This window comes from Gilliamella sp. B3892, from assembly GCF_026536305.1.
GTDB lineage: Bacteria > Pseudomonadota > Gammaproteobacteria > Enterobacterales > Orbaceae > Gilliamella.
The window spans coordinates 55,126-77,667 of sequence record NZ_JAFNOK010000005.1 but is presented as its reverse complement, the minus strand read 5'-3'; the positions used below and the strand labels follow the sequence as shown (position 1 = coordinate 77,667).

Sequence of the window (22,542 nt, the reverse complement as noted above, 5' to 3'; positions counted from 1 at the left end):
AGCGAATAAATAAATGACAGAGAAAAAAATCCAATCTATACGGGGAATGAACGATTTACTCCCTAGTGATAGTGCGAGTTGGCAACAAATAGAGAAAATTGTAAAAGGTGTTTTAAACAGTTATGGTTATAACGAAATTAGAACGCCAATTGTTGAAGATACTGCACTATTTAAACGCGCTGTCGGCGAAGTGACCGATATTGTCGAAAAAGAGATGTATACTTTCAATGATCGTAATGATGAAAGTATTACTTTGCGCCCAGAGATTACTGCTGGTTGCGTACGTGCCGGTATTGAACATGGTCTATTTTATAATCAAGAGCAGCGTCTTTGGTATTTAGGTCCGGCATTTCGTTATGAAAAACCGCAAAAAGGTCGTTATCGACAGTTTCATCAATTTGGTGTGGAAGTTTTTGGACTTGAAGGACCTAATATTGATGCCGAACTTATCTTATTAACGGCACGTTTTTGGAAAGCGTTAGGTATTGAAAATCATACTTCACTTGAGCTTAATTCAATTGGTTCAGTTGAAGCAAGAGCGAATTACCGAAATGCGTTAGTTAACTTCCTTGAACAACATAAAGATAAATTGGATGAAGACTGTCTGCGTAGAATGTATACTAATCCACTACGTGTTCTGGATTCCAAAAATCCGGTTGTGCAAGAGCTTCTTAATCAAGCGCCGAAACTGTTTGATTATCTAGATGAAGAGTCTAAACAACATTTTGAAGGCTTATGCCGGTTACTGGATAATGCAGGCATAAAATACAATATTAATCAAAGATTGGTTCGTGGCTTGGACTATTATAATCGTACCGTGTTTGAATGGGTCACCAGTAGTTTAGGTGCACAAGGTACGGTTTGCGGTGGTGGTCGTTATGACGGACTTGTTAGCCAGCTCGGTGGACAGCCAACGCCCGCAGTTGGTTTTGCTATGGGGCTTGAGCGTTTGGTTCTACTGGTTCAAGCAGTTAATCCGTCATTAAATCGAGATAATTCGATTGATATTTATATGATATCGTCTGGTGATGAAAATACCATATCTGCTGCGCAGTGTGTTGCTGAGCAATTACGTGACGGATTACCGGAAAGACGCATCGTTACAAATTATGGTAGTAGTAATTTTAAGAAACAATTTGCCAAAGCAGATAAATTAGGTGCTAAAATAGCAGTCATTATTGGTGAAAATGAAATCGCTAACCAGTCAGTGACAATTAAAAATTTACAAACAGGCGAACAAGTTGAAGTAGCACAAAACGATATTGTTCCGACTTGTATGGCGATACTGTAAAGTAAGGGAAATAGGAGAAAAATGTGAGTCATCAATTATCGAGTGAAGAGCAGCTTTCAGAGATAAAAGAGTTTCTTGCTAAAACGTGGAAATTGATAGTTGCGATTATTGTTATTGGACTTTTAGCCTTTTATGGCTGGCAATACTGGCAATCTTACAATTTAGAAAAAATAACGCAATCATCTGACAAGTATGAACAATTAGTTGCTAATTTAGATAATACTAAACCTGAGTCAGTGAATGAATTAGTCGCATTTGCTAAAGATAACACCACTGTTTTTAGTGTGTTTGCTAATTTGCAGGCCGCCAAATTTTATGTTGAAGTACTTAAAGACTATTCGGGTGCCAAAGCATTATTACTTGATGCATTAAAGAAAAATGATTCTGAAACAATTGCTTCAATTATTAATATCCGTATTGCACGATTAGAGTATCAACTTGAGCAATATCAACAAAGTTTAACAACATTAAATCAAGTCACTGAAGAGAGTTGGGCGCCAGTTGTTAATGATATTCGTGGTGATATATTGGTAAAAATGGCCGATTACACTAATGCGATTGCCGCTTATAATGTGGCGTTAACTTCATCACCGATGCCAGGGCTTGAGCAAAGTATTAAAATGAAGTTAAATCAAGTTGAATTTCTAAAAACAAAACAACAAGCTGAACAAGAGGCACAGGCAGCTAAAGAGAAAGCCGAACAGGCGGCTCAGACAGAAAATAAATAACTGAACTAAACAAGAATTAATTCATCCTGGTATAAGGGTCTATACAATGAAGTTATCAAAATATCTTTTTATTAGTGTTTTTATGTTTTCACTTGCTGGATGTTCTTTGTTTGGTGGAGAAGAAGAAGTTGTACAAGTTTCACCTTCACCAGCAGTAAATAATCAATTTTCTATACCACAAGTATGGCGAAACAGTACATCTGGCAATACTCAAATCTATTCATTATTAGGTCCTATAAACTATGATAATGTTGTTTACGCTGCTAGCCGCAGTGGACAAGTTAAAGCGATTGATTTAACCAGTGGCAATACGTTATGGGATGTCAATTTATCGCAAAGTTCTTTTTTCAGTAGCAAAACAGCCTTATTTTCTGGTGGCGTGAGTGCAGATGATAAATATGTTTATGTGGGTAGTGAACGTGCCGTTGTTTATGCTCTAGATCGTAGTAATGGTAAAGTAGTATGGGAAAAAGCGGCTAAAGGTGAAGTTCTTGCTCGCCCGGTATCTACCGAAGATAAATTAATCGTCCATACTGCAAATGGCATGTTACAAGCTTTCGATCGTAATACTGGTGATGAATTATGGGATGTGTTACTTGAAGTTCCATTATTAACCTTAAGAGGAAATTCAACACCGACAATTGCACATGGTGCGGCAATTTTTGGTGATGATAATGGACGTGTTAATGCCTATTATGTCAATGACGGAGAATTGATTTGGCAACAACGTATATCAAATCCAACAGGATCGACAGAAATTGCAAAATTAAATGATGTTGATTCTACCCCAGTAGTTGAAGGTAGTCTGGTCTATGCAATTGGTTATAATGGATATGTTGCTGCGCTTGATTTAAGTAATGGACAAGTTGTTTGGCGCAAACAGTTAGGATCGACGCATAGCTTTGTGGTAGACTCTCAAGAATTATTTGTTGTTGACCAAGATGATAATATTCAAGCTGTCTCTAAAGATGGTGGCTCGGTATTATGGACTCAGTCAGCACTTTCACACCGTCAATTGACTGATCCGGTTATTTACCAAGATAATATTGTTGTAGGTGATTTTGAAGGTTACCTGTATTGGTTAAATAAAGAAAATGGTGAAGTTGTCGCTAAAACACAAGTGAGTAGTAGTGGGTTAATATCCCGACCATTAGTTGTTGATAATAAAATAATTGTTCAAGCAAAAAATGGTGATATCTACGCTTTCACAAAAAATTAAGGTTATTAGAGAATAAACATGGTACCTGTAGTAGCACTAGTTGGGCGTCCGAATGTTGGAAAGTCGACTTTATTTAATCGCTTAACTCGAACTCGAGACGCATTAGTCGCTGATTTCCCAGGATTAACACGCGACCGTAAATATGGCCGTGCTGAAATCAAAGGTCATGAATATATTGTCATTGATACTGGTGGTATTGATGGCACAGAAGATGGGGTTGAAAGCTTTATGGCTGAACAATCCCTGCAAGCGATCGAAGAAGCTGATATTGTTCTTTTCTTAGTTGATGCCAGAGCTGGTGCAATGCCTGCTGATCATGCTATTGCTAAGCATCTCCGTTCACGTGAAAAAGCAACTTTTTTAGTCGCTAATAAAATTGATGGCATTGATGCCGATACCGCTATTTCAGATTTTTATGGTTTAGGATTAGGTGAAATTCATCCAATAGCTGCCAGTCATGGTCGTGGTGTAAGTGTCCTAATTGAAACCGCTTTAGATCCTATTTTCCAATTTGCAAATGAACAAGATGATGAGTTTGCAAGTCATGAGCCATTTGATGATGAATCTTTCTCTGATGATGAGCTCAACGATGAAACTCAATCGCTAATTGATCAACCAATTAAAGTGGCGATTGTTGGGCGACCAAACGTTGGTAAGTCAACACTAACCAATCGTATACTTGGTGAAGAAAGGGTTGTCGTATACGACATGCCCGGCACCACTCGAGACAGTATTTATATACCAATGACTCGGGATGAACGTGAGTACATCATGATTGATACGGCGGGTGTACGTAAGCGAGGTAAAGTGACGGAAACGGTTGAAAAGTTTTCAGTGATCAAAACTTTACAAGCTATTGAAGATGCCAATGTCGTTATTTTGGTTATAGATGCCAGAGAAGGGGTATCTGATCAAGACTTATCATTGCTTGGATTCATTATTAATAGTGGGCGCTCACTTGTTATAGCAGTGAATAAGTGGGACGGTTTGTCACAAGATATTAAAGAGCAGGTCAAAGCAACTTTAGATGATAGGTTAGATTTTATTGACTTTGCCCGAGTACACTTTATTTCTGCGCTTCATGGTTCAGGTGTTGGGAATTTATTTGATTCAATTCAAGAGGCATACGATTGTGCAACTCGTCGTGTCAATACTGCACTTTTAACTAAAATTATGCAAATGGCGCAAGACGATCATCAACCTCCTTTAGTTCGAGGTCGTCGAGTTAAGTTGAAATATGCGCATGCTGGTGGCTATAATCCGCCAATTGTTGTGATCCATGGTAATCAAGTTGAAGATTTACCGGATTCCTATAAGCGCTACTTAATGAATTATTTTAGACGTTCATTAAAAATTATGGGGTCGCCAATTCGTATTCAGTTTAAAGAAGGTGCCAACCCATTTGAAGGGCGTAAAAATAGCCTAACAGCGTCGCAACAACGCAAACGACGTCGATTAATGAAACATGTTAGAGGTCGTAAATAATTTATGCCAAAAAAAGTCACAGTTGATAGTGGAAAAGAAGGGTTTTGTCCAAAATGTCATAATAAAATGAGTGTATTATCACCTCAGCATTATGATTGTCCTAGTTGTAAGACGCACTATCTTGAACAGTATATATGTCCAATTTGCCAACAAAATCTACAAATGATTAAAGGCTGTGGCGCAATCAATTACATTTGTCCTACTGACGGTTTAATATCCAGCAGTAAGGTGATATTTCATTATTTACCAGAATAGAACAATCTATTTTTATTAGAGCCATACGAGGTTAGTTTATGCGAATTATTTTATTAGGAGCACCAGGGGCAGGGAAAGGAACCCAAGCACAATTTATTATGAAAAAATATGGCATTCCACAAATTTCAACCGGGGATATGCTACGTGCAGCAGTAAAAGCAGGAACTCCACTGGGATTACAAGCAAAAGAGCTAATGGATGCCGGTAAGCTTGTTACCGATGAACTTGTTATTGCATTAGTAAAAGAGCGCATTGCTGAAAGTGATTGTGTAAATGGCTTTTTATTAGATGGTTTCCCGCGTACTGTACCACAAGCTGACGCTATGAAAGCTGCCGGTATTAATGTTGATTATGTGCTGGAATTTGATGTACCGGATTCAGTTATCATCGATAGAATGAGCGGGCGTCGAATTCATGCGCCTTCAGGTCGTGTTTACCATGTGCGTCACAACCCACCAAAAGTTGAAGATATTGATGATATCACTGGTGAACCATTAACCACCCGAAAAGATGATGATGAAGAGATTGTACGTAAACGTTTAGTTGAATATCATGATTTAACTAAACCACTTATTAACTACTATCAACATGAAGCTAAAGAAGGGCGTACCAAATATTTCCGTGTAGATGGTACTCAACCGGTGGCAGATGTAACCAACGAATTAATTAAAATTTTAGGTTAATTAGTTTTAATTAAAAAAAGCGAGATAGGATAGATTATTTCGCTTTTTTTGTGCTTTGAATTATTTCGCGGCAGTAAGAGCTTGCGCTAGATCGGCAATAATATCATCGATGTGTTCGATGCCAATAGACAAACGAATCATCTCTTGGCTTACGCCAGCTTTATGTAGCTCTTCATCGTTAAGTTGACGATGTGTAGTAGATGCCGGATGACAGGCTAATGATCGGGTGTCGCCAATATTGACTAAGCGAATAATTAACTTCAATGCATCAATGAATTTAGCTCCGGCTTGCTTACCCCCTTTAATACCAAAAGATAAAATACCTGCTGGTAGTCCATTATCCATCTGTTTTAGTGCTAAAGCATGTTCAGCATGATCACTCAAACCGGCATAATTGACCCATTCAACTTGTGGATGAGATTGGAGATACTGTGCAACTTTGAGGCTATTTTGACAATGGCGCTCCATACGTAAAGAAAGCGTTTCAAGCCCTTGCAACAATAAAAATGTATTAAATGGTGAAAGTGCCGCCCCCATATTTCGTAATGGTATCACTCGGCATCGAGCAATATAAGCTGCATCACCAAAAGTTTCGGTATAAGCGACCCCATGATAAGATGGATCAGGTTGGTTAAGCATCGGGTATCTATCAGTGTATTTTTTCCATGGGAACTTACCTGAATCCACTATCATGCCACCAAGGCTATTACCGTGCCCACCGATATATTTAGTTAATGAATGGACAACAATATCAGCACCAAATTCAAACGGACGGCAAAGCGCCGGACTGGCGACAGTATTATCAACAATCAAAGGGATCCCATGACGGTGTGCAATATCTGCAAGTGCTGCTAAGTCAACAAGATTACCCGCTGGATTACCGATACTTTCGCAATATATGGCTTTTGTTTTATCATCAATCTGTTGTTCTAGTGCTTGAAGATCATCATGTGGTGCGAATTTTGTGGTAATACCAAAATTAGGTAAAGTGTGTGCCAGTAAATTATAGGTTCCACCGTATAATTTAGAAACCGATACAATATTTTCACCCGCAAAAGTGATCGCTTGAATGGCATAAGTAATGGCAGCCATGCCCGATGCGACAGCTAGTGCGCCAATGCCTCCTTCAAGGGCAGCTATGCGAGCTTCAAGTACAGCATTCGTGGGATTGGTAATTCGTGTGTAAATATTACCCGCAACTTTTAAATCAAATAAATCAGCACCATGCTGAGTATCATCAAAAGCATAAGAGGTTGTTTGATAAATTGGTACCGCAACAGCATGGGTTGTTGGTTCTGGCGTATAGCCTGCGTGAAGAGCGATCGTTTCTGGTTTCATGGTAGAGCCTCAAAAGTAAAACAATAAGGCTCTATTTTGTGCAAAAAATGATAAAAATGTAAAGCGTTATAAAACCATTCTCACAATATCAATTTCACCTAATTCTTTATATAAATTCTCGACTTGATCAATATGTGTTGCATTAATAGTAATAGAAACTGAATGATAATTACCTTTACTACTCGGTTTTATAGAAGGTGTATAATCCCCGGGAGCATGTTTTTGAATCACACTCACTACTTTATCAACAAGTTCAGGTTTTGCTTCTCCCATGACTTTATAAGTAAAAGAGCATGGAAATTCTAATAATTCATTTAATTTGGTCTTTTGTTGCATCATTTTATTATTCTCATTTAATCTAACTGTTTTAATTGGTATTACTAATTATAATAGCTCATATATAGCCTCTTTATTATTCTTCAAGTGATGAGAAATAAACATTTCTTTTTAAAGGTTATAATTTGATCTATGATAATAAAATTCTAACACAGCTTGCTAACTGTGGCTTGCTTTCAATTAAAAAGGTCAAAAAATATGTCATCCCAGTCTACTATTAAAGAGCCTTTTGGAACATTATTAGGTTATGCGCCTGGTGGCGTTGCGATTTATTCATCTGATTATGAAACATTAGATCCTTGCCAATACCCTAATGATGCCTCATTTCGTAGTTATTCCGGTCACGAATATATGGGATACAAGTGGCAATGTGTTGAATTTGCCAGACGGTTTTTATTTCTCAATTATGGTATTGTGTTTACCGATGTAGGTATGGCTCACGAAATTTTCTCCTTGCGTTTTCTTCGCCAAGTTATCAATGAAGCCATCTTACCTTTGCAAGCATTTGCTAACGGTAGCAAAAAAATGCCAGAAGCTGGCTCTTTGCTTATATGGGATGATGGTGGCGTGTTTGATAGAACAGGACATGTTGCCATTATTACTGAAGTGTTCGAAGATAAAATCCGCATTGCTGAACAAAATGTAATTCACACACGTTTACCAATTGGCCAACAATGGACACGTGAATTAAAGATGACCGTTAACGATCAAGGTTATTATATTCATGACACCTTTGACGATACCACTATTTTAGGGTGGATGATTCAAACCGAAAAAAACCAACACAGTTTACCTCAACCTAATGTTCCAGCGCCATTACTTGCTATTCATAGTGTACATATTAAAAACAAAGGTCAATTTGATAAGAAGTGGTTAAATGAGCTTGACCCGCTCGAGAGTGCATATGTGCTAGCTGCCGGGCATGCTATTAGCCATGATGACCATTATCGTTACTTCACTATTTCAGAAAGTGCTGAGCAAGAACTTATTCGCGCAACCAATGAACTGCATTTAATGTATTTACATGCTACTGATAAAGTTTTAAAAGATGATAAATTATTACTCAATTTTAATGTACCGGAAATTCTCTGGCCAAGGTTAAGACTCTCTTGGCAACAACGGCGTTATCAAATGATAACCGGTCGTTTAGATTTTTGTATGGATGAACGAGGTTTTAAAGTTTATGAATATAATGCAGACTCTGCATCGTGCCATACTGAAGCCGGGCAAATATTACAAAATTGGGCAATACAAGCTGAACTAAATGTTGGTGTGAATCCAAGTGCTGGCTTGCTCAATTCTTTAGCAAACTGTTGGAAACATAGTGATGCTCAAGCCTTTGTTCATATCATGCAAGATAATGATAGTGAAGAGAATTATCATGCATTATTTATGCAAAAAGCGCTAACGCAAGCTGGTTTTGAGAGTAAAATTTTACGTGGCCTTACTGGTTTAAAATGGGATAAACAAGGTAGATTGGTTGATGATGAAGATCGTCAAGTTACTTGCGTATGGAAAACATGGGCATGGGAAACTGTTTTAGAGCAACTGCGTCAAGAAAGTGAAGCACAAGTTGCCGGATTGCCTATTCGTACTTGGCATCCTGAAAATGCTGTGAGACTAATTGATGTTTTGTTACGTCCCGAAGTATCTGTTTTTGAACCTTTATGGACTGTGATCCCAAGTAATAAAGCGATATTACCTGTGTTATGGTCTTTATTTCCTCATCATCGTTACTTGTTAGAATCAACGTTTGAGCTCAATGATGATCTAATTAAAAAAGGTTATGCTATTAAGCCAATTGCTGGTCGCCGAGGTAGTGATATTGAATTAGTTAGCAGTAAAGAGCAAATCCTTGATAAAACGGTTGGTAAATTTGCTAAGCAAGAGAATATTTATCAAGAACTATGGTGCTTACCAAAAGTTGATGATCGCTATCTACAGGTTTGTACCTTCACTGTTGGAGGACATTATGGTGGCGCCTGCTTGCGCTCCGATCCTTCTTTAGTGATACGAGGTGAAAGTGATATGCAACCATTACGAGTATTAACCGATGAGGAATTTTTAAAACAAGTTGCCAAAAAGAATAATTAAAAATTGATGATATCGATTACATTAATAGTATTTTCTGTTAAACTTAGCTTTAATATATAAAATAATATAATAATCAATAATAATATAATTATTAAAAAATTAATAAAAATTAAAAATTAAAAATTAATAAGAAATAATACATAGGGAATAGAAAGGAACATATGGCAAGTGCATTGCTCAGAAGTAGTGATATCAAATGTTTCAAAAAGCTAGAACATGATAGAACAGCCTTCTATCTTGTTGGCGTGCAAAATTGTGAAATATTTAAACTAAAAATTGGTAAGCAATATGCCAATGATTTAGCTATTTTGCAAAAAAATGCTATAGCCAATAGGATTGATTGGTACACACCTTCTGATGCAAGTAACAACGATATTGCTTGCAGTTCGGTCAGTGAAAAACTAAAAACCGCTCTTAATATCCTCAATAAATTAAGATTAAAAGTAGATTCTAAATTCTTTTCTCAATCTAAATCATCGCTAACAGTCAAACCCTCCACCCGATTATCAATCCACTCAAAGTTTATAAAATCGCTTTCTTTTATAGTGAAACAACTCATTACTGCTATTGGTAGTATGAAGATCCAAGCAAATTTAACCCTTGGGCTTTTCAAAAACAATTATACAAGCCGTAAACGTGACGATATGGCGTTCAGACAAGCTGGTACTGCCCATACTTTATTAGCAGATTTTATTGTTTGGTATGTTTTTGTTAAAAATCGAGCAAGTGATAAATTTATAAAAAGATTAAATAATAATAAACCGATTTTTTCTTCACCAAACGGTGAATTTAATATTCAAGTAACGCATTCATTAATAGGATTAAACAATATAACTAGAAATTATTCTCAGAATGCAATATTAAATCGGCTTATTACATTTGTGAATACAAACATAGCACATTATAGAGATTGCGAAATCAATCAAGAAAACAATCACCAATCAGATAAAATTGTGAATTGTTTCGAGCAGTATCATATTCTTTAAAATAAATAATAAAATTGAAGTAACAACGTCTTTTGAGCGAAAGGCATTTTTCTACTTCATAAATTAAATAAATAAAGCTCATAAATTTTTGAGTATAAGGTAGAGGATATCATGGCATTACGCATTGAATTAATTGGAGATAACCCCGATAGTATTAAGTTTTTAGTACATGAATGGATTGGTAGTTCTGATGTTGAGATACTAATACAACGAGCTCAGGATAACTATTATCTATTGGAACACAATCAATGGGGCCCAGAAGAGTGTTGGCATACAATTGAAAAGATCACACTAGATAATGAACAATTAATAGGTCAAATTGATGAATGGTTGATTGATTCATTATTATCCCAAGAAGGTCAGATTCAATTTTCAATGCAAATCCGTGATAAACAAAATGTAAATTGTGTTTGTGGCGGTGTAATCAATTTTTCAGAAACAGTCAGTCCTTCAACAGCATCGAGTATGCAAGATACATTACCCGACGATGAGCAAGTAGACATGCAACAAGCGTCAGAGTCTGTAAAAGAATCGGCTAGTGAAAATGAATCAGCATTCATTGAAGAGCCGAATATTGATTCTCAAAATGAAACAGTTGCTGAACACGACGAGTCTACATCTGAAGACGAAACGGTACAAGATCCGCAAAAACCTGAAGAAAAGAAAGGACAGAACTTAAAGACTGTTAAGAAAAAAAGCCGTTTGGGAATAATTTTTATTCTATTTTTTATTCTTATGATGTTTGGTGGTGCCGCTTTTGCAACATGGTATTTTATGATCTTCAAAAATGAAACAGAGCAAACGTTGCAAACACAACAAGAGTCGGTAAAACCAGAGCCAAAAGTAGAGCAGAAAAAACCGGCAGAGTCTGATACGAAGCCAGAGCCGACGGCATCAGTAAAACCAGAGCCAAAAGTAGAGCAGAAGAAACCGGTAGAGTCTGATGCGAAGCCAGAGCAGGCGGCATCAGTAAAACCGGAGCCAAAAGTAGAGCAGAAAAAACCGGTAGAGTCTGATGCGAAGCCAGAGCCGACGGCATCAGTAAAACCGGAGCCAAAAGTAGAGCAGAAAAAGCCGGTAGAGTCTGATGCGAAGCCAGAGCAGGCGGCATTAGTAAAACCGGAGCCAAAAGTAGAGCAGAAAAAGCCTGTAGAATCTGATGCGAAGCCAGAGCCTGCGGCATTAGTAAAACCGGAGCCAAAAGTAGAGCAGAAAAAGCCGGTAGAGTCGGATGCCAAGCCAGAGTCGACGGTATCAATAAAGCCGGAGCCAAAAGTAGAGCAGAAAAAGCCGGTAGAATCTGATACGAAGCCAGAGCCGACTGCATCAGTAAAACCGGAGCCAAAAGTAGAGCAGAAAAAACCGGCAGAGTCTGATACGAAGCCAGAGCCGACGGCATCAGTAAAACCGGAGCCAAAAGTAGAGCAGAAAAAGCCGGTAGAGTCGGATGCAAAGCCAGAGCCGACGGCGTCAGTAAAACCGGAGCCAAAAGTAGAGCAGAAAAAGCCTGTAGAATCTGATGCGAAGCCAGAGCCTGCGGAATTAGTAAAACCGGAGCCAAAGGTAGAGCAGAAGAAACCGGTAGAGTCTGATGCGAAGCCAGAGCCTGCGGCATTAGTAAAACCGGAGCCAAAAGTAGAGCAGAAGAAACCGGCAGGATCTGATACGAAGCCAGAGCCGACGGTATCAATAAAGCCGGAGCCAAAAGTAGAGCAGAAGAAACCGGCAGGATCTGATACGAAGCCAGAGCCAAAAGTAGAGCAGAAGAAACCGGTAGAGTCTGATACGAAACCAGAGCCGACGAAACCAGTAGCGTCAACGTCAACGGCACCGACGAATTCGGTAGAGCCGACGAAACCAGTAGCGTCAACGCCAACGGCACCGACGAAACCGGTAGAGCCGACAAAACCAGTAGCGTCAACGCCAACAGCACCGACAAAACCAGTAGAGTCAACGCCAACGGCACCGACGAATTCGGTAGAGCCGACAAAACCAGTAGCGTCAACGCCAACGGCACCGACGAAACCGGTAGAGCCGATGAAACCAGTAGCGTCAACGCCAACGGCACCGACGAAACCGGTAGAGCCGACGAAACCAGTAGCGTCAACGCCAACGGCACCGACGAAACCGGTAGAACCGACGAAACCAGTAGCGTCAACGTCAACGGCACCGACGAATTCGGTAGAGCCGACGAAACCAGTAGCGTCAACGCCAACAGCACCGACGAAACCGGTAGAACCGGATTCCAAAATCAGCAGTAAATGTAGTTTAAAAAATGCAACAAGTGATGATTTAACGTTTATTCAACAATGTTTACAGACTAAACCCGATATAGATGCAATTATTGAGATAATTACTGAAGCTAAAAATGCAGGAAAATGTAATATCGCGCAGCGCTTATATGCAAATAAGGCGCAAAAAAATACTAAAATTGCTCTGCTGTATGCAAAAGAGTATGACGAAAAATTTTATAAAGCGAATAAATGCTTCAAAGCCGATAAAGAAGCAGCCATTTATTGGTATGAAACATCTTTAATTAATGATCCAAATAGCGAGTTTGTTAAAGATCGTTTATCTCAATTGCAGAAATAGTAAGGAGCAAAAATGAATAAAATAGATATTTCCAAACTCTTTTTTACAATAGGTTTAACGTGTTTTCCTCTATTGGGATTTGCAGCAGAGCCACTTAAACAGGCTGGTAAAACAACCTTGTATCAGCGTGTGTTAAGTACGCCAAGCTGCCAATTAAAGAGTAATTTCACCGATTCTAAAGGTAAATCTGTTCCGGCTTTTTCGCGTTACTATGTTTATGAGCGTAAATATGAAAATAATCAGAAATGGCTAAAAGTAGGTCCGGATTCATTCGGTAAAACAATCGGTTGGATTAATGATTCATGTGCTATCGATTGGAATATGCAAATGACTTTAGTATTTACTAATCCGGTTGATCGTGAACCTTTATTATTTTTTAAAGATAAAGCAGATCTAACTAAAATTGTCGATGCTGAAAATCCCGAAACGCTATTAAAACCTATTCGTGATGCACTCAAAAGTAATAAATCAGTATCACAAGTGCTTGCACAAGAGCCTAAAGAGTATGTCGATTTCAAAAGTAACTTCTATTTATTACCGATTTTACAAGGTGAGGAAGTTATGAATGGGCAAGGGTTTTATGAACGAGTATTAGAAGTTGCTTCACTGAGCAAACAAGATGAGCTAGTTAAAAAAAGATCATCAAATTCTCAATCTAATGATAAGGCTAGCAATCAAACCCCTTTTAATGCGGCAATTGTATTTGTGATAGATTCAACGATTTCAATGGATCCCTATATTTCTCGCACTAGAGAAGCGGTTAAGCGGGTTTATAAGAAAATTGAAAAAGAACATTTACAAGATCAAGTTAAATTCGGTCTGGTTTCTTTTAGATCGAGTTTAAAAACTTCCAAAAAACTTGAATTTGTTTCTAAAATTTTTGTCGATCCTAATCAAGTTAAGAGTAAAGATAGCTTTCTAAAAGCAAGCGCCTCACTTAAACAAGCTAAAGTTTCAACGGCTTATTTTGCCGAAGATGCATTTGCAGGTATAAATCAAGCTTTAAATGAGATTAATTGGGATAACTTTAGCGCCCGTTATATAATTTTAATTACTGATGCTAGCGCTATTCCAGGCGACGATAAACTATCAAGTACGAAAATGGATGCCGCTCAATTGCGACTTGAAGCGCAACATAAAGGTGTTGCTATCTATGCTTTACATCTCAAAACAGCAAATGGTATAAAAGATCATCCTATTGCTAAAGCGCAATACTCTGATTTAACTTTTAACGATTTCATCCATAAATCACTCTATTATCCGGTTAATGCTGGTAATGTACAACAATTTGGTCAGAAGGTTGATTTATTAGCCGAAGCATTATCCACACAAGTGAAACTTGCTTATAAAGGTGAGGTTTCCGTTGGAAGCGCATTGAATTCAAAAGATGAAAATGCTGATATGATCAAAGATGCTTTATTATTAAGTAAAGCCATGCAGCTTGCATATCTTGGGGATACTAAAGGCGCTAAAGCCCCAACAGTTTTCAAGGCTTGGATTGCTGATAAAGACTTTGTTAAACCAACCATTCCGACAGCAGAGCCACGCATTTTGTTAACCAAATCGCAACTAAGTGATTTAAGTGATGTTGTTAGCAAGATTGCTAATGCCGCCAATGATGGTTTGATTTCTGCCGATGATATGTTTTCCCAACTTCGTTCTGTTGCAGCGGCTATGGGGCAAGATCCAAGTAAGTTAAAATCTGATTCTGTGACTAAAATTGCTGATTTAGGTTTATTAGGTGAATATTTGGATAATATTCCTTATAAAAGTGACGTAACGGGACTTGATCAAGATGCTTGGAAAAGTATGAGTGGGCTTGAACAAGAAAAATTTATCCGGAATTTAAACAGTAAGATTCGTTATTATCAAAAATGTAATGCCGATGTCGATCGCTGGATCTCATTATCCGAAGGAAGTGATCCGCGTGAAAATGTTTATCCTATTCCATTAGAAATGTTACCGTAAAAATGTTAGTCATTAATCAATTGTCCATTTCAAGAACAACCGGCAAATCCTTTTTTAGTGTTTGCCTGCCACAACTGAGAGTTAACGCGGGTCAAGTTGTGGTTATTCAGGGTGATAGTGGTGCTGGAAAAAGCACCTTACTTGAAATGGTGGGTATGATTCTAAAACCTGCCGAAGTGGGTTGCTACAACCTGCTAGTAGGGGATAACGATATTGATATTGCTAAATTAATTAAGCATGATAAATGGGAGCAATTAGCCGATATACGAGCTCACTATTTAGGTTTTATGTTGCAAACAGGTGGATTGCTGCCATTTTTGACCGTTCGTGACAATATATTAATGTCCTTTAAGTTATTACAAAAAAGCGTTGATAACCAACGCTTTGATTACTTAGTGCAGAAGCTTAATATTGCACATTTAATCAATAAGTATCCTAATCAGCTCTCTATTGGTGAAAGACAACGTGCTTCTTTTATTCGTTCTATTATTCATAAACCTGCGTTATTACTGGCAGATGAACCAACGTCAGCGTTAGATCCTTATAATGCTAATTTGCTTTTTGAATTAATTATTGAACAGGCTTTGCAAGATAATATTGCAGCAATGATTGTTACGCATGATTGGAAACGAATAGCAAATAAAGGGCTTTATACTTTATCAGCTAAGTTAACTTCTCCGCAATCATCCGTTTTTCTGCCATTACAGGATAGGGCGTAAAAATGATTAAAACGTTTTCAAAATGGCTTTTTATCGCTCGTTTATCCTTGGCAGACTTATGGTACGACAAAAAAGTTTCATTTTGTATTATTGCGTCGGTAATATCGGTCATCACACCGTTACTATTACTATTTAGTTTAAAATATGGCATTGTTTCACAACTTAGACAACAATTACTTAATGATCCGCAAAATTTAGAAGTAAAAATTGTGGGTAATTTACAACTCGATAATGAAATGTTTCAATGGATAGAGAAACAACCAGAGACCGCTTTTGTGATTCCATTGACACGTTCATTAAATACACAAGCAGACTTAATGAAAGATGCCAGTCATTTTGTTAATAATGCCGAAGTTATTCCCACTGCGAAGGGCGATCCAATAACCGAAAATTTACCGTTACTCAATGACAAAAATCAAATTTTATTGAGTTCATTATCTGCCGAAAAAATGCAGGTAGACGTTGGGAATCGTGTGAAAATGGTAATTACCCGACAGCTAGACGGGAAGCTGGAGAAAGGCATTGCAGAATTAGAAGTTATTGGTATTATTCCCGAAATTAATTACAGCCGAGCAGCCGCATTTGTTACATTAGATTTACTAATAGAAATGGAAAACTATTATGATGGTTATGTCAGTAATGTTTTTATAACATCTAAAGGAAATATTAACCCTCCCTCTCATACTTCCTTTGCTCGTGCCCGAATATATGCTAAAGCACTTGAGAATGTTGCACCATTAGCATTTAAATTACGAGAAAAGAATATTGATACTCGCACTCAAGCTAAAGCAATTGAAAATATGCAAGCAATTGATCGCGTACTTAATTTTATTTTTAGTGTGATTGCAATGACAGCCGTATTTGGATGTGTTTTATCATTTACCGGCTCGTTTTTATCCAATATTGAACGGAAGCGTAAAGATATTGCTTTTATGCGATTACTTGGTTTTCGCTCCCGAGATATTATGCTTTATCTACTCAATCAAGCTATGATGCTTAGTTGTTTAGCTTTTATTCTGTCCTGCATACTTTTTATGGCAGGAAATTATGCGTTCAATTTAGTTTTAGGTGAAAATTTGGTTTCACAATCTGTTGTGAGTCAATTACAATTTTACCATTTTATTTTTGCATTTTTATTGACTTTACTCATTTCAAGTACCGTTGTGGTTATAGGAGGGCGTCGTGCTGTTAAAATTCAACCAGCAGAAAGCTTACGTGAAGCCTAACAGTCTCAGATTTGCTAGTTGGGGTTTGGCTGCAATAAGCTTATTTCCGTCCTTCGGTTATGCTCAAGCTTGGGATGAAAAATTCTATAACCCTAAACCAGCAAAAGATGATGTTATTTTACCAATGCCTTGTGACGGTAGTTTGGTAATGAAAAAGGTATTTACACCAACAAACAAGCCGTTAGATGATGTCAAAATTATTTTGGGCAGTAATCAAAAAGAGCTTGGTTTTGCTGAGTATGCAACACCAAACTATATTGCAGGCAGTTTTTCAGATTCCGGTAAAGAGCGTTATTATTTAATAGGTAAGTATGAGATTACCGCATTACAATATCAATCGGTAATGAATGATACCTGCCCAAAACCTAAGATCAATCTTTCTTTTCCTATTACAGATATTAGCTGGTTTGATGCAGTCGCTTTTACCGATAAATATAATCGCTGGTTGATTGAAAACGCTGCTAAGTTGAATGAAAAGGGTTTACCTAACGGCTATGTCCGTTTACCTAGTAACACCGAGTGGGAATATGCCGCACGGGGAGGAGCGAAAGTGACGGAATCAGAATTTCGTGAATCACGATTCCCGATGACCACTAATGTTGAAAGTTATGCCTGGTTTTCCGGATCTAAGTCAGCCAATGGAAAATTACAGCTTATAGGTCGGCTTGAGCCTAACCCTTTAGATCTTTATGATATCTTAGGTAATGTACACGAAATGATGTTTGATTCATTTAAAATGAATAAATTGGATCGTTATCATGGTCAGCAAGGTGGCATCATTGTTCGTGGTGGTAGCTATTTGACACCGGAATCATCAATTACCAGTTATTTTCGTATTGAGAAACCTTTTTATGATGATAAAACTGCCTATAAAAGTAAGGATGTTGGGATCCGTTTAGTCTATACCACAAATGTGATGAGTTCGAATGAAAAAATCAAAGAGCTTGAAAAAGAATGGAACGAACTAGGTAACGAAACAAATAATAACCAAAATGGCAATGTAGTTAATGAGCTTGAAAAAATCACTAAACAAGTTGAGGATGAGAAAACTAAACAAGAATTAAATCAACTCAATATACTTTTAAGGAGTGCTAATCAAGCCCGTGATGAGCAACGTGATCGCTCTATTCAATCTGCTTTGCAACTCGGTGCCTTTTTATGTGCCAATGTATCTGATTTACATAGTAAGTACGAATATAATAATAATCTCTATGAAACAATGGTCAATGAAGTTTGTGATGCAAACGAGACTAATACTTTGAATGACGATAATATGTGTTCAAAAGTGAAGTTGGAAAATTTAAAACAGGTTGTTGATGAGTCCAAAAGTGCTCGGGATTTTATCTTGAAATACTATTCCGACACCATTGTTAACACAGCCTCGAACTACGAGAAAAAAACAATCAACGATCAATCCAAATCGACTCAATTTATTCTTGAGAATAGTGGAAAAGCAAATATGAGCGACTATTTGGCGCTCTATTTCAAACACATCAACGAATATATTGAATCAGGAAAAGTTGAGCGAACAGCTTGGCTACAAACTTGTAATGAAATAAAAGGAAACAAACGATGAATAAAATTTTAGTAGTCCTTAGTTTATGTGTATCTCTTGTTTTAGCTGGATGTCAAGGTGTTGGTGGTGTAAATACTCGAAATGTTGATCCCGCATTGACTAAAAGTCATACAGCTAAATTTTTTAGTAAATCTGCATGGCAAGCTTGTGCAGTCGGTGCAGGTATAGGTGGTGTTGGTTGTTTGTTACTAGGTGGTAGAGCTGGTACTTGTGTCGCTTCTGCGGCTGTAAGTTGTGGTTTAGCGATGGGCGTAAATTATTATCTTGACTCTAAACGCGCAGACTATGCTAATACTGAAGCGCGTCTTGATATCTATATTCAAGATATTCAGAAAGATACTTACGAGGTGCAAGCTGTGACACAAGTAGCTAAAGCAGTATTAGACAAGAATTTGATGACACTTAACGCATTAAGAAATCAAATTAAAAACGATACGGTAAATAAAAAACAGGCTGAAAATGATTTGACCCAAATTGATGCCAATATTACTTATCTAAACGATAAGTTACAACGTATGAAAAAAATCGAAAGAGATTGGGTGACAGTATCTTCTGAAGAAAAACAAGCTGGTGTCAATGTCTCTCAACTTGATAAACAAATCAATCAATTAAATAAACAAATTGCAGTACTTGAAAATCAAATAAATATTGTGTCTAAACAGCGCTCAGCAGTTAAGGTAAGTTAATTATGAAAAAAAGATATCTGTTATTACTTTGTCCGTTTATATTTTTAACTGGTTGTTCAACTACAGTTGAACAATGTGATCCAACTAATGAAGACATTAGTTTTTTCCATAAAATGGGTTGTCATAATTCGGGCAATTATCAAGCTCGAGTTGATCGAAAAGTGCAAATTCTAGAGAATGAAAAAAGAGCTAATCGTCAGTTTAGACAGATTTATGCCATTATTGAGAAACAGAAAAATGATACTTCATTAACGATAAAACAAAGACGGTCACTCCAGCAAAAATTGGAAACTGAGGTATCTCAGTTAACTGATGAAGTGAAACAAAAGGCAAAAGGTCGTGATGATTTGCAAGCTCAAGTTAACGATATTGAACAGCAACTCATTAAAAAAGTGAATAGTTCATATGGCTCAGAACTTGAAAAGCAAATTGAGTTGGAAAAATTACATAAAAAACTTCAACAATTACAAAAAGCATTAAATATATAATGATTTAGTTTGATAAATTAGTGAAGTAAAAACGGGAAGTTAACTATGATCAATGAGTGAATAATAAGAAATAAAGATCATCATAATGGGAAACAAAGTGTTTTTATTCGATTAATATTTTCTTGTTGCTATTATTCAAACCATATTTAACTGAATGAGCTTTTCCTATCTTAAACATGGCGATATATTAGTTATTATCGATATATTGCCATGGTATTACCCCATAAACACCAAAATCAGCCTTGTCACGTTGTAAACTAGTTGGCATGTTTGCCAGTAGAAACTTTCAGTATATAAGAAAATTATAGGTATCTAGGATTATTGTCGAATTTTGGGCAATAAAATTATCTGAGATTTTAACAATAAAAAACCAGACATTAAGTCTGGTTTTTTGGTGTTAAATGCTGTATTGAAATGCTTTTAGAAGTCTAAATTAGCCGCTTTTAATGCATTTTCTTCAATAAACATTCGACGAGGTTCAACTTCATCACCCATTAAGGTGGTGAACAACTGATCCGCTTCTATCGCATCTTTTATGGTGACTTGCAACATGCGACGGCTGGTCGGATCCATTGTCGTTTCCCATAATTGTTCCGGATTCATTTCACCCAGACCTTTATAACGTTGGATAGTTAATCCTCGACGCGATTCTTTGATTAGCCAATCTACAGCTTCTTCAAAAGAGCTAACAGGTTGTTTGCGTTCGCCTCTTTGAATAAATGCACTATCTTCAAGTAAATCTTTTAGTTGCTTACCTAAATGGCAGATATTACGATATTCATTACTATGAATGAAGACTTGATCGAGCGCATAGTTAGTATCAACACCGTGTGTTCTGACTTTAATGATTGGCACATATAGTTGTGTTTTATCATTGTACTGCACTGAGTACGAATAACTACTACCGTGTTGCTCTTTATTTGTTAACTTTTCAACAATGGTTGTTACCCAATGTTCAGCTTTTTGCTGATCCTGCAAAATGTTTTCGTCTAATACATCTTGATACACCAATTCAGCAAGTAATGCTTTAGGATAACGACGTTCCATTTTGGTGATTAATTTTTCAACTTTTTGATATTCAGCAATCAGTCTTTCTAATGCTTCTCCTGCCAATGCCGGTGCATGATCATTAACATGCAATGATGCATCTTCAAGCGCCAAAGCAATTTGGAATTGCGTCATGGCATCATCATCTTTAATATATTGTTCTTGCTTACCTTTTTTCACTTTATATAGTGGTGGTTGAGCAATATATACATACCCACGTTCGATAATTTCTGGCATTTGACGATAGAAGAATGTTAACAGTAGTGTTCGGATATGTGATCCGTCAACGTCGGCATCAGTCATGATGATGATACTGTGATAACGCATTTTATCCGGATTATATTCATCACGACCAATTCCACAGCCTAATGCCGTGATTAAGGTTGCCACTTCCTGAGAAGAGAGCATCTTATCAAAACGGGCTTTTTCTACATTTAGGATTTTTCCTTTTAACGGTAAAATCGCTTGGTTTTTGCGGTTACGCCCCTGTTTTGCCGAGCCGCCCGCAGAGTCCCCTTCCACCAGATACAGTTCAGATAAGGCAGGGTCTTTTTCTTGGCAATCAGCAAGTTTACCCGGTAAACCACCTAAATCTAATGCACCTTTACGGCGTGTCATTTCACGTGCTTTTCGTGCCGCTTCACGTGCTCTTGCTGCGTCGATGATCTTACCAACAACAATTTTAGCATCAGTTGGGTTTTCCAGCAGATACTCAGACAGTTTTTCACCCATAACAGATTCAACCGCTGATTTAACTTCAGATGAAACGAGTTTATCTTTGGTTTGTGATGAAAACTTAGGATCAGGTACTTTTACCGATACTACCGCAATCAAACCTTCACGAGCATCGTCACCGGTTGCACTGATTTTAGCTTTTTTACTATATCCTTCACTTTCCATATAGTTATTTAAGGTACGTGTCATTGCACCACGAAAACCAGCTAAATGCGTACCGCCATCTCGTTGTGGAATATTATTGGTAAAGCAGTAGATATTTTCTTGATAACCATCATTCCACTGCAAGGCAATTTCAACGCCAATCCCGTCTTTTTCAGTACTAAAATAGAAAATTTTGGGATGAATCGGGTTTTTATTCTTATTCAAGTATTCAACAAAAGCTTGAATACCACCTTCATAGTGGTAATGTTCGCTTTTACCTGTGCGTTCATCAATCAGTTTAATTGAAACACCGGAATTTAAGAATGAAAGTTCACGCAGCCGTTTCGCTAAATGCTCATAGACAAATTCAATATTGGTAAATGTCTGTGGACTTGGCCAGAAACGAACGTATGTACCCGATTCAGTTGTCTCACCTATGACTTTAAGGGGTTCTTGCGGAACACCTAAATGATAGGTTTGTTTATGAATTTTTCCTTCACGGTAAATCACGAGTTCTAATTTATCGGATAGTGCATTTACCACTGAAACACCAACGCCATGCAAACCACCAGATACTTTATAGGAATTATCATCAAACTTACCGCCTGCATGTAACACGGTCATAATCACTTCGGCAGCAGAAATTCCTTCTTCTTCATGTATTCCAGTAGGAATACCACGCCCATCATCACGTACCGACACAGAGTTATCGGGATGAATGATTACTTCGATATGGTTACAATATCCTGCTAATGCTTCGTCAATGGCGTTATCAACTACTTCAAAAACCATATGATGAAGGCCTGTTCCATCATCGGTGTCTCCAATATACATACCAGGACGTTTTCGGACTGCATCAAGTCCTTTAAGCACTTTAATGCTAGATGAATCATAAGAGTTAGACATGGATTTCTCGACCTATTTAATTTCTTTTATCATTTCGTAT

18 protein-coding genes are annotated in these 22,542 nt (G+C 37.4%); 15 read left to right on the top strand and 3 right to left on the bottom strand.

The features are described 5' to 3' along the window. Positions 1-13 precede the first annotated feature (13 nt). The 6 genes from hisS to adk are packed head-to-tail and all read left to right on the top strand — an operon-like array spanning position 14 to position 5,661. On the top strand, positions 14-1,291 hold the full coding sequence (hisS, locus tag J3U74_RS06755) for a histidine--tRNA ligase (protein ID WP_267329633.1): 1,278 nt from the start codon (positions 14-16) through the stop codon (positions 1,289-1,291). 23 nt (positions 1,292-1,314) lie between these two features. Continuing rightward, the gene (locus J3U74_RS06750; protein ID WP_220218688.1) at positions 1,315-2,019 is read left to right on the top strand and encodes a YfgM family protein; all 705 of its coding nucleotides are present in this window, start codon (positions 1,315-1,317) and stop codon (positions 2,017-2,019) included. A gap of 46 nt (positions 2,020-2,065) precedes the next feature. Further along, positions 2,066-3,238 (top strand): outer membrane protein assembly factor BamB, encoded by a 1,173-nt coding sequence (bamB, locus tag J3U74_RS06745; protein ID WP_267329634.1) that lies wholly within the window; start codon positions 2,066-2,068, stop codon positions 3,236-3,238. 18 nt (positions 3,239-3,256) lie between these two features. Further along, on the top strand, positions 3,257-4,723 hold the full coding sequence (gene der, locus J3U74_RS06740; protein WP_267329635.1) for a ribosome biogenesis GTPase Der: 1,467 nt from the start codon (positions 3,257-3,259) through the stop codon (positions 4,721-4,723). Between the two features lie 3 nt (positions 4,724-4,726). Further along, a complete protein-coding gene (locus tag J3U74_RS06735) occupies positions 4,727-4,978 on the top strand; it encodes a zinc-ribbon domain-containing protein (protein ID WP_220218691.1) in 252 nt (83 codons plus the stop codon). A gap of 38 nt (positions 4,979-5,016) precedes the next feature. After that, positions 5,017-5,661, top strand: coding sequence for an adenylate kinase (adk, locus tag J3U74_RS06730; protein ID WP_220218692.1), 645 nt, complete (start codon positions 5,017-5,019; stop codon positions 5,659-5,661). A gap of 60 nt (positions 5,662-5,721) precedes the next feature. Here the strand turns inward: adk and J3U74_RS06725 are convergent, their stop codons facing one another. Continuing rightward, positions 5,722-6,999 (bottom strand): bifunctional O-acetylhomoserine aminocarboxypropyltransferase/cysteine synthase, encoded by a 1,278-nt coding sequence (locus J3U74_RS06725; protein ID WP_267329636.1) that lies wholly within the window; start codon positions 6,997-6,999, stop codon positions 5,722-5,724. A 66-nt stretch (positions 7,000-7,065) separates the two neighbouring features. Then, a complete protein-coding gene (ybeD, locus tag J3U74_RS06720) occupies positions 7,066-7,335 on the bottom strand; it encodes a DUF493 family protein YbeD (RefSeq protein WP_294954205.1) in 270 nt (89 codons plus the stop codon). A gap of 198 nt (positions 7,336-7,533) precedes the next feature. On the opposite strand from ybeD, the gene gss reads away from it, so the two are divergent. The 9 genes from gss to J3U74_RS06675 all read left to right on the top strand — a co-directional run bounded on the left by gss (position 7,534) and on the right by J3U74_RS06675 (position 19,670). Next, on the top strand, positions 7,534-9,429 hold the full coding sequence (gene gss, locus J3U74_RS06715) for a bifunctional glutathionylspermidine amidase/synthase (RefSeq protein WP_220218695.1): 1,896 nt from the start codon (positions 7,534-7,536) through the stop codon (positions 9,427-9,429). A gap of 161 nt (positions 9,430-9,590) precedes the next feature. Continuing rightward, on the top strand, positions 9,591-10,415 hold the full coding sequence (locus J3U74_RS06710; RefSeq protein WP_267329637.1) for a virulence factor SrfC family protein: 825 nt from the start codon (positions 9,591-9,593) through the stop codon (positions 10,413-10,415). 111 nt (positions 10,416-10,526) lie between these two features. Continuing rightward, entirely contained in the window at positions 10,527-13,007 is a 2,481-nt protein-coding gene (locus J3U74_RS06705; protein WP_267346918.1) for a hypothetical protein, read from the top strand. A gap of 12 nt (positions 13,008-13,019) precedes the next feature. After that, positions 13,020-14,975: a vWA domain-containing protein gene (locus J3U74_RS06700; RefSeq protein WP_267329464.1), complete on the top strand. Its 1,956-nt coding sequence runs from the start codon at positions 13,020-13,022 to the stop codon at positions 14,973-14,975. Positions 14,976-14,977: 2 nt separating this feature from the next. After that, a complete protein-coding gene (locus J3U74_RS06695) occupies positions 14,978-15,694 on the top strand; it encodes an ABC transporter ATP-binding protein (RefSeq protein WP_267329465.1) in 717 nt (238 codons plus the stop codon). A 2-nt stretch (positions 15,695-15,696) separates the two neighbouring features. Then, on the top strand, positions 15,697-16,920 hold the full coding sequence (locus tag J3U74_RS06690; protein ID WP_267329466.1) for an ABC transporter permease: 1,224 nt from the start codon (positions 15,697-15,699) through the stop codon (positions 16,918-16,920). Then, positions 16,877-18,496, top strand: coding sequence for an SUMF1/EgtB/PvdO family nonheme iron enzyme (locus tag J3U74_RS06685; protein WP_267329467.1), 1,620 nt, complete (start codon positions 16,877-16,879; stop codon positions 18,494-18,496). The genes J3U74_RS06690 and J3U74_RS06685 overlap by 44 nt, the downstream gene beginning before the upstream one ends. Next, positions 18,493-19,182 (top strand): hypothetical protein, encoded by a 690-nt coding sequence (locus tag J3U74_RS06680; RefSeq protein WP_220218702.1) that lies wholly within the window; start codon positions 18,493-18,495, stop codon positions 19,180-19,182. The genes J3U74_RS06685 and J3U74_RS06680 overlap by 4 nt, the downstream gene beginning before the upstream one ends. A 2-nt stretch (positions 19,183-19,184) precedes the next feature. Beyond that, complete coding sequence (locus J3U74_RS06675; protein WP_220218703.1) at positions 19,185-19,670, top strand: hypothetical protein; 486 nt, start codon at positions 19,185-19,187, stop codon at positions 19,668-19,670. Between the two features lie 420 nt (positions 19,671-20,090). On the opposite strand, the gene gyrB is transcribed toward J3U74_RS06675, so the two are convergent. Continuing rightward, the gene (gene gyrB / locus J3U74_RS06670) at positions 20,091-22,502 is read right to left on the bottom strand and encodes a DNA topoisomerase (ATP-hydrolyzing) subunit B (RefSeq protein WP_220218705.1); all 2,412 of its coding nucleotides are present in this window, start codon (positions 22,500-22,502) and stop codon (positions 20,091-20,093) included. Positions 22,503-22,542 lie beyond the last annotated feature (40 nt).

Excerpts from the sequence above, each read along its gene's own strand:
- hisS (WP_267329633.1), top strand. The coding sequence starts at position 14 with ATGACAGAGAAAAAAATCCAATCTATACGGGGAATGAACGATTTACTC.
- bamB (WP_267329634.1), top strand. The coding sequence starts at position 2,066 with ATGAAGTTATCAAAATATCTTTTTATTAGTGTTTTTATGTTTTCACTT.
- der (WP_267329635.1), top strand. The coding sequence starts at position 3,257 with ATGGTACCTGTAGTAGCACTAGTTGGGCGTCCGAATGTTGGAAAGTCG.
- J3U74_RS06735 (WP_220218691.1), top strand. The coding sequence starts at position 4,727 with ATGCCAAAAAAAGTCACAGTTGATAGTGGAAAAGAAGGGTTTTGTCCA.
- adk (WP_220218692.1), top strand. The coding sequence starts at position 5,017 with ATGCGAATTATTTTATTAGGAGCACCAGGGGCAGGGAAAGGAACCCAA.
- J3U74_RS06725 (WP_267329636.1), bottom strand. The coding sequence starts at position 6,999 with ATGAAACCAGAAACGATCGCTCTTCACGCAGGCTATACGCCAGAACCA.
- ybeD (WP_294954205.1), bottom strand. The coding sequence starts at position 7,335 with ATGCAACAAAAGACCAAATTAAATGAATTATTAGAATTTCCATGCTCT.
- gss (WP_220218695.1), top strand. The coding sequence starts at position 7,534 with ATGTCATCCCAGTCTACTATTAAAGAGCCTTTTGGAACATTATTAGGT.
- J3U74_RS06710 (WP_267329637.1), top strand. The coding sequence starts at position 9,591 with ATGGCAAGTGCATTGCTCAGAAGTAGTGATATCAAATGTTTCAAAAAG.
- J3U74_RS06705 (WP_267346918.1), top strand. The coding sequence starts at position 10,527 with ATGGCATTACGCATTGAATTAATTGGAGATAACCCCGATAGTATTAAG.
- J3U74_RS06700 (WP_267329464.1), top strand. The coding sequence starts at position 13,020 with ATGAATAAAATAGATATTTCCAAACTCTTTTTTACAATAGGTTTAACG.
- J3U74_RS06695 (WP_267329465.1), top strand. The coding sequence starts at position 14,978 with ATGTTAGTCATTAATCAATTGTCCATTTCAAGAACAACCGGCAAATCC.
- J3U74_RS06690 (WP_267329466.1), top strand. The coding sequence starts at position 15,697 with ATGATTAAAACGTTTTCAAAATGGCTTTTTATCGCTCGTTTATCCTTG.
- J3U74_RS06680 (WP_220218702.1), top strand. The coding sequence starts at position 18,493 with ATGAATAAAATTTTAGTAGTCCTTAGTTTATGTGTATCTCTTGTTTTA.
- J3U74_RS06675 (WP_220218703.1), top strand. The coding sequence starts at position 19,185 with ATGAAAAAAAGATATCTGTTATTACTTTGTCCGTTTATATTTTTAACT.
- gyrB (WP_220218705.1), bottom strand. The coding sequence starts at position 22,502 with ATGTCTAACTCTTATGATTCATCTAGCATTAAAGTGCTTAAAGGACTT.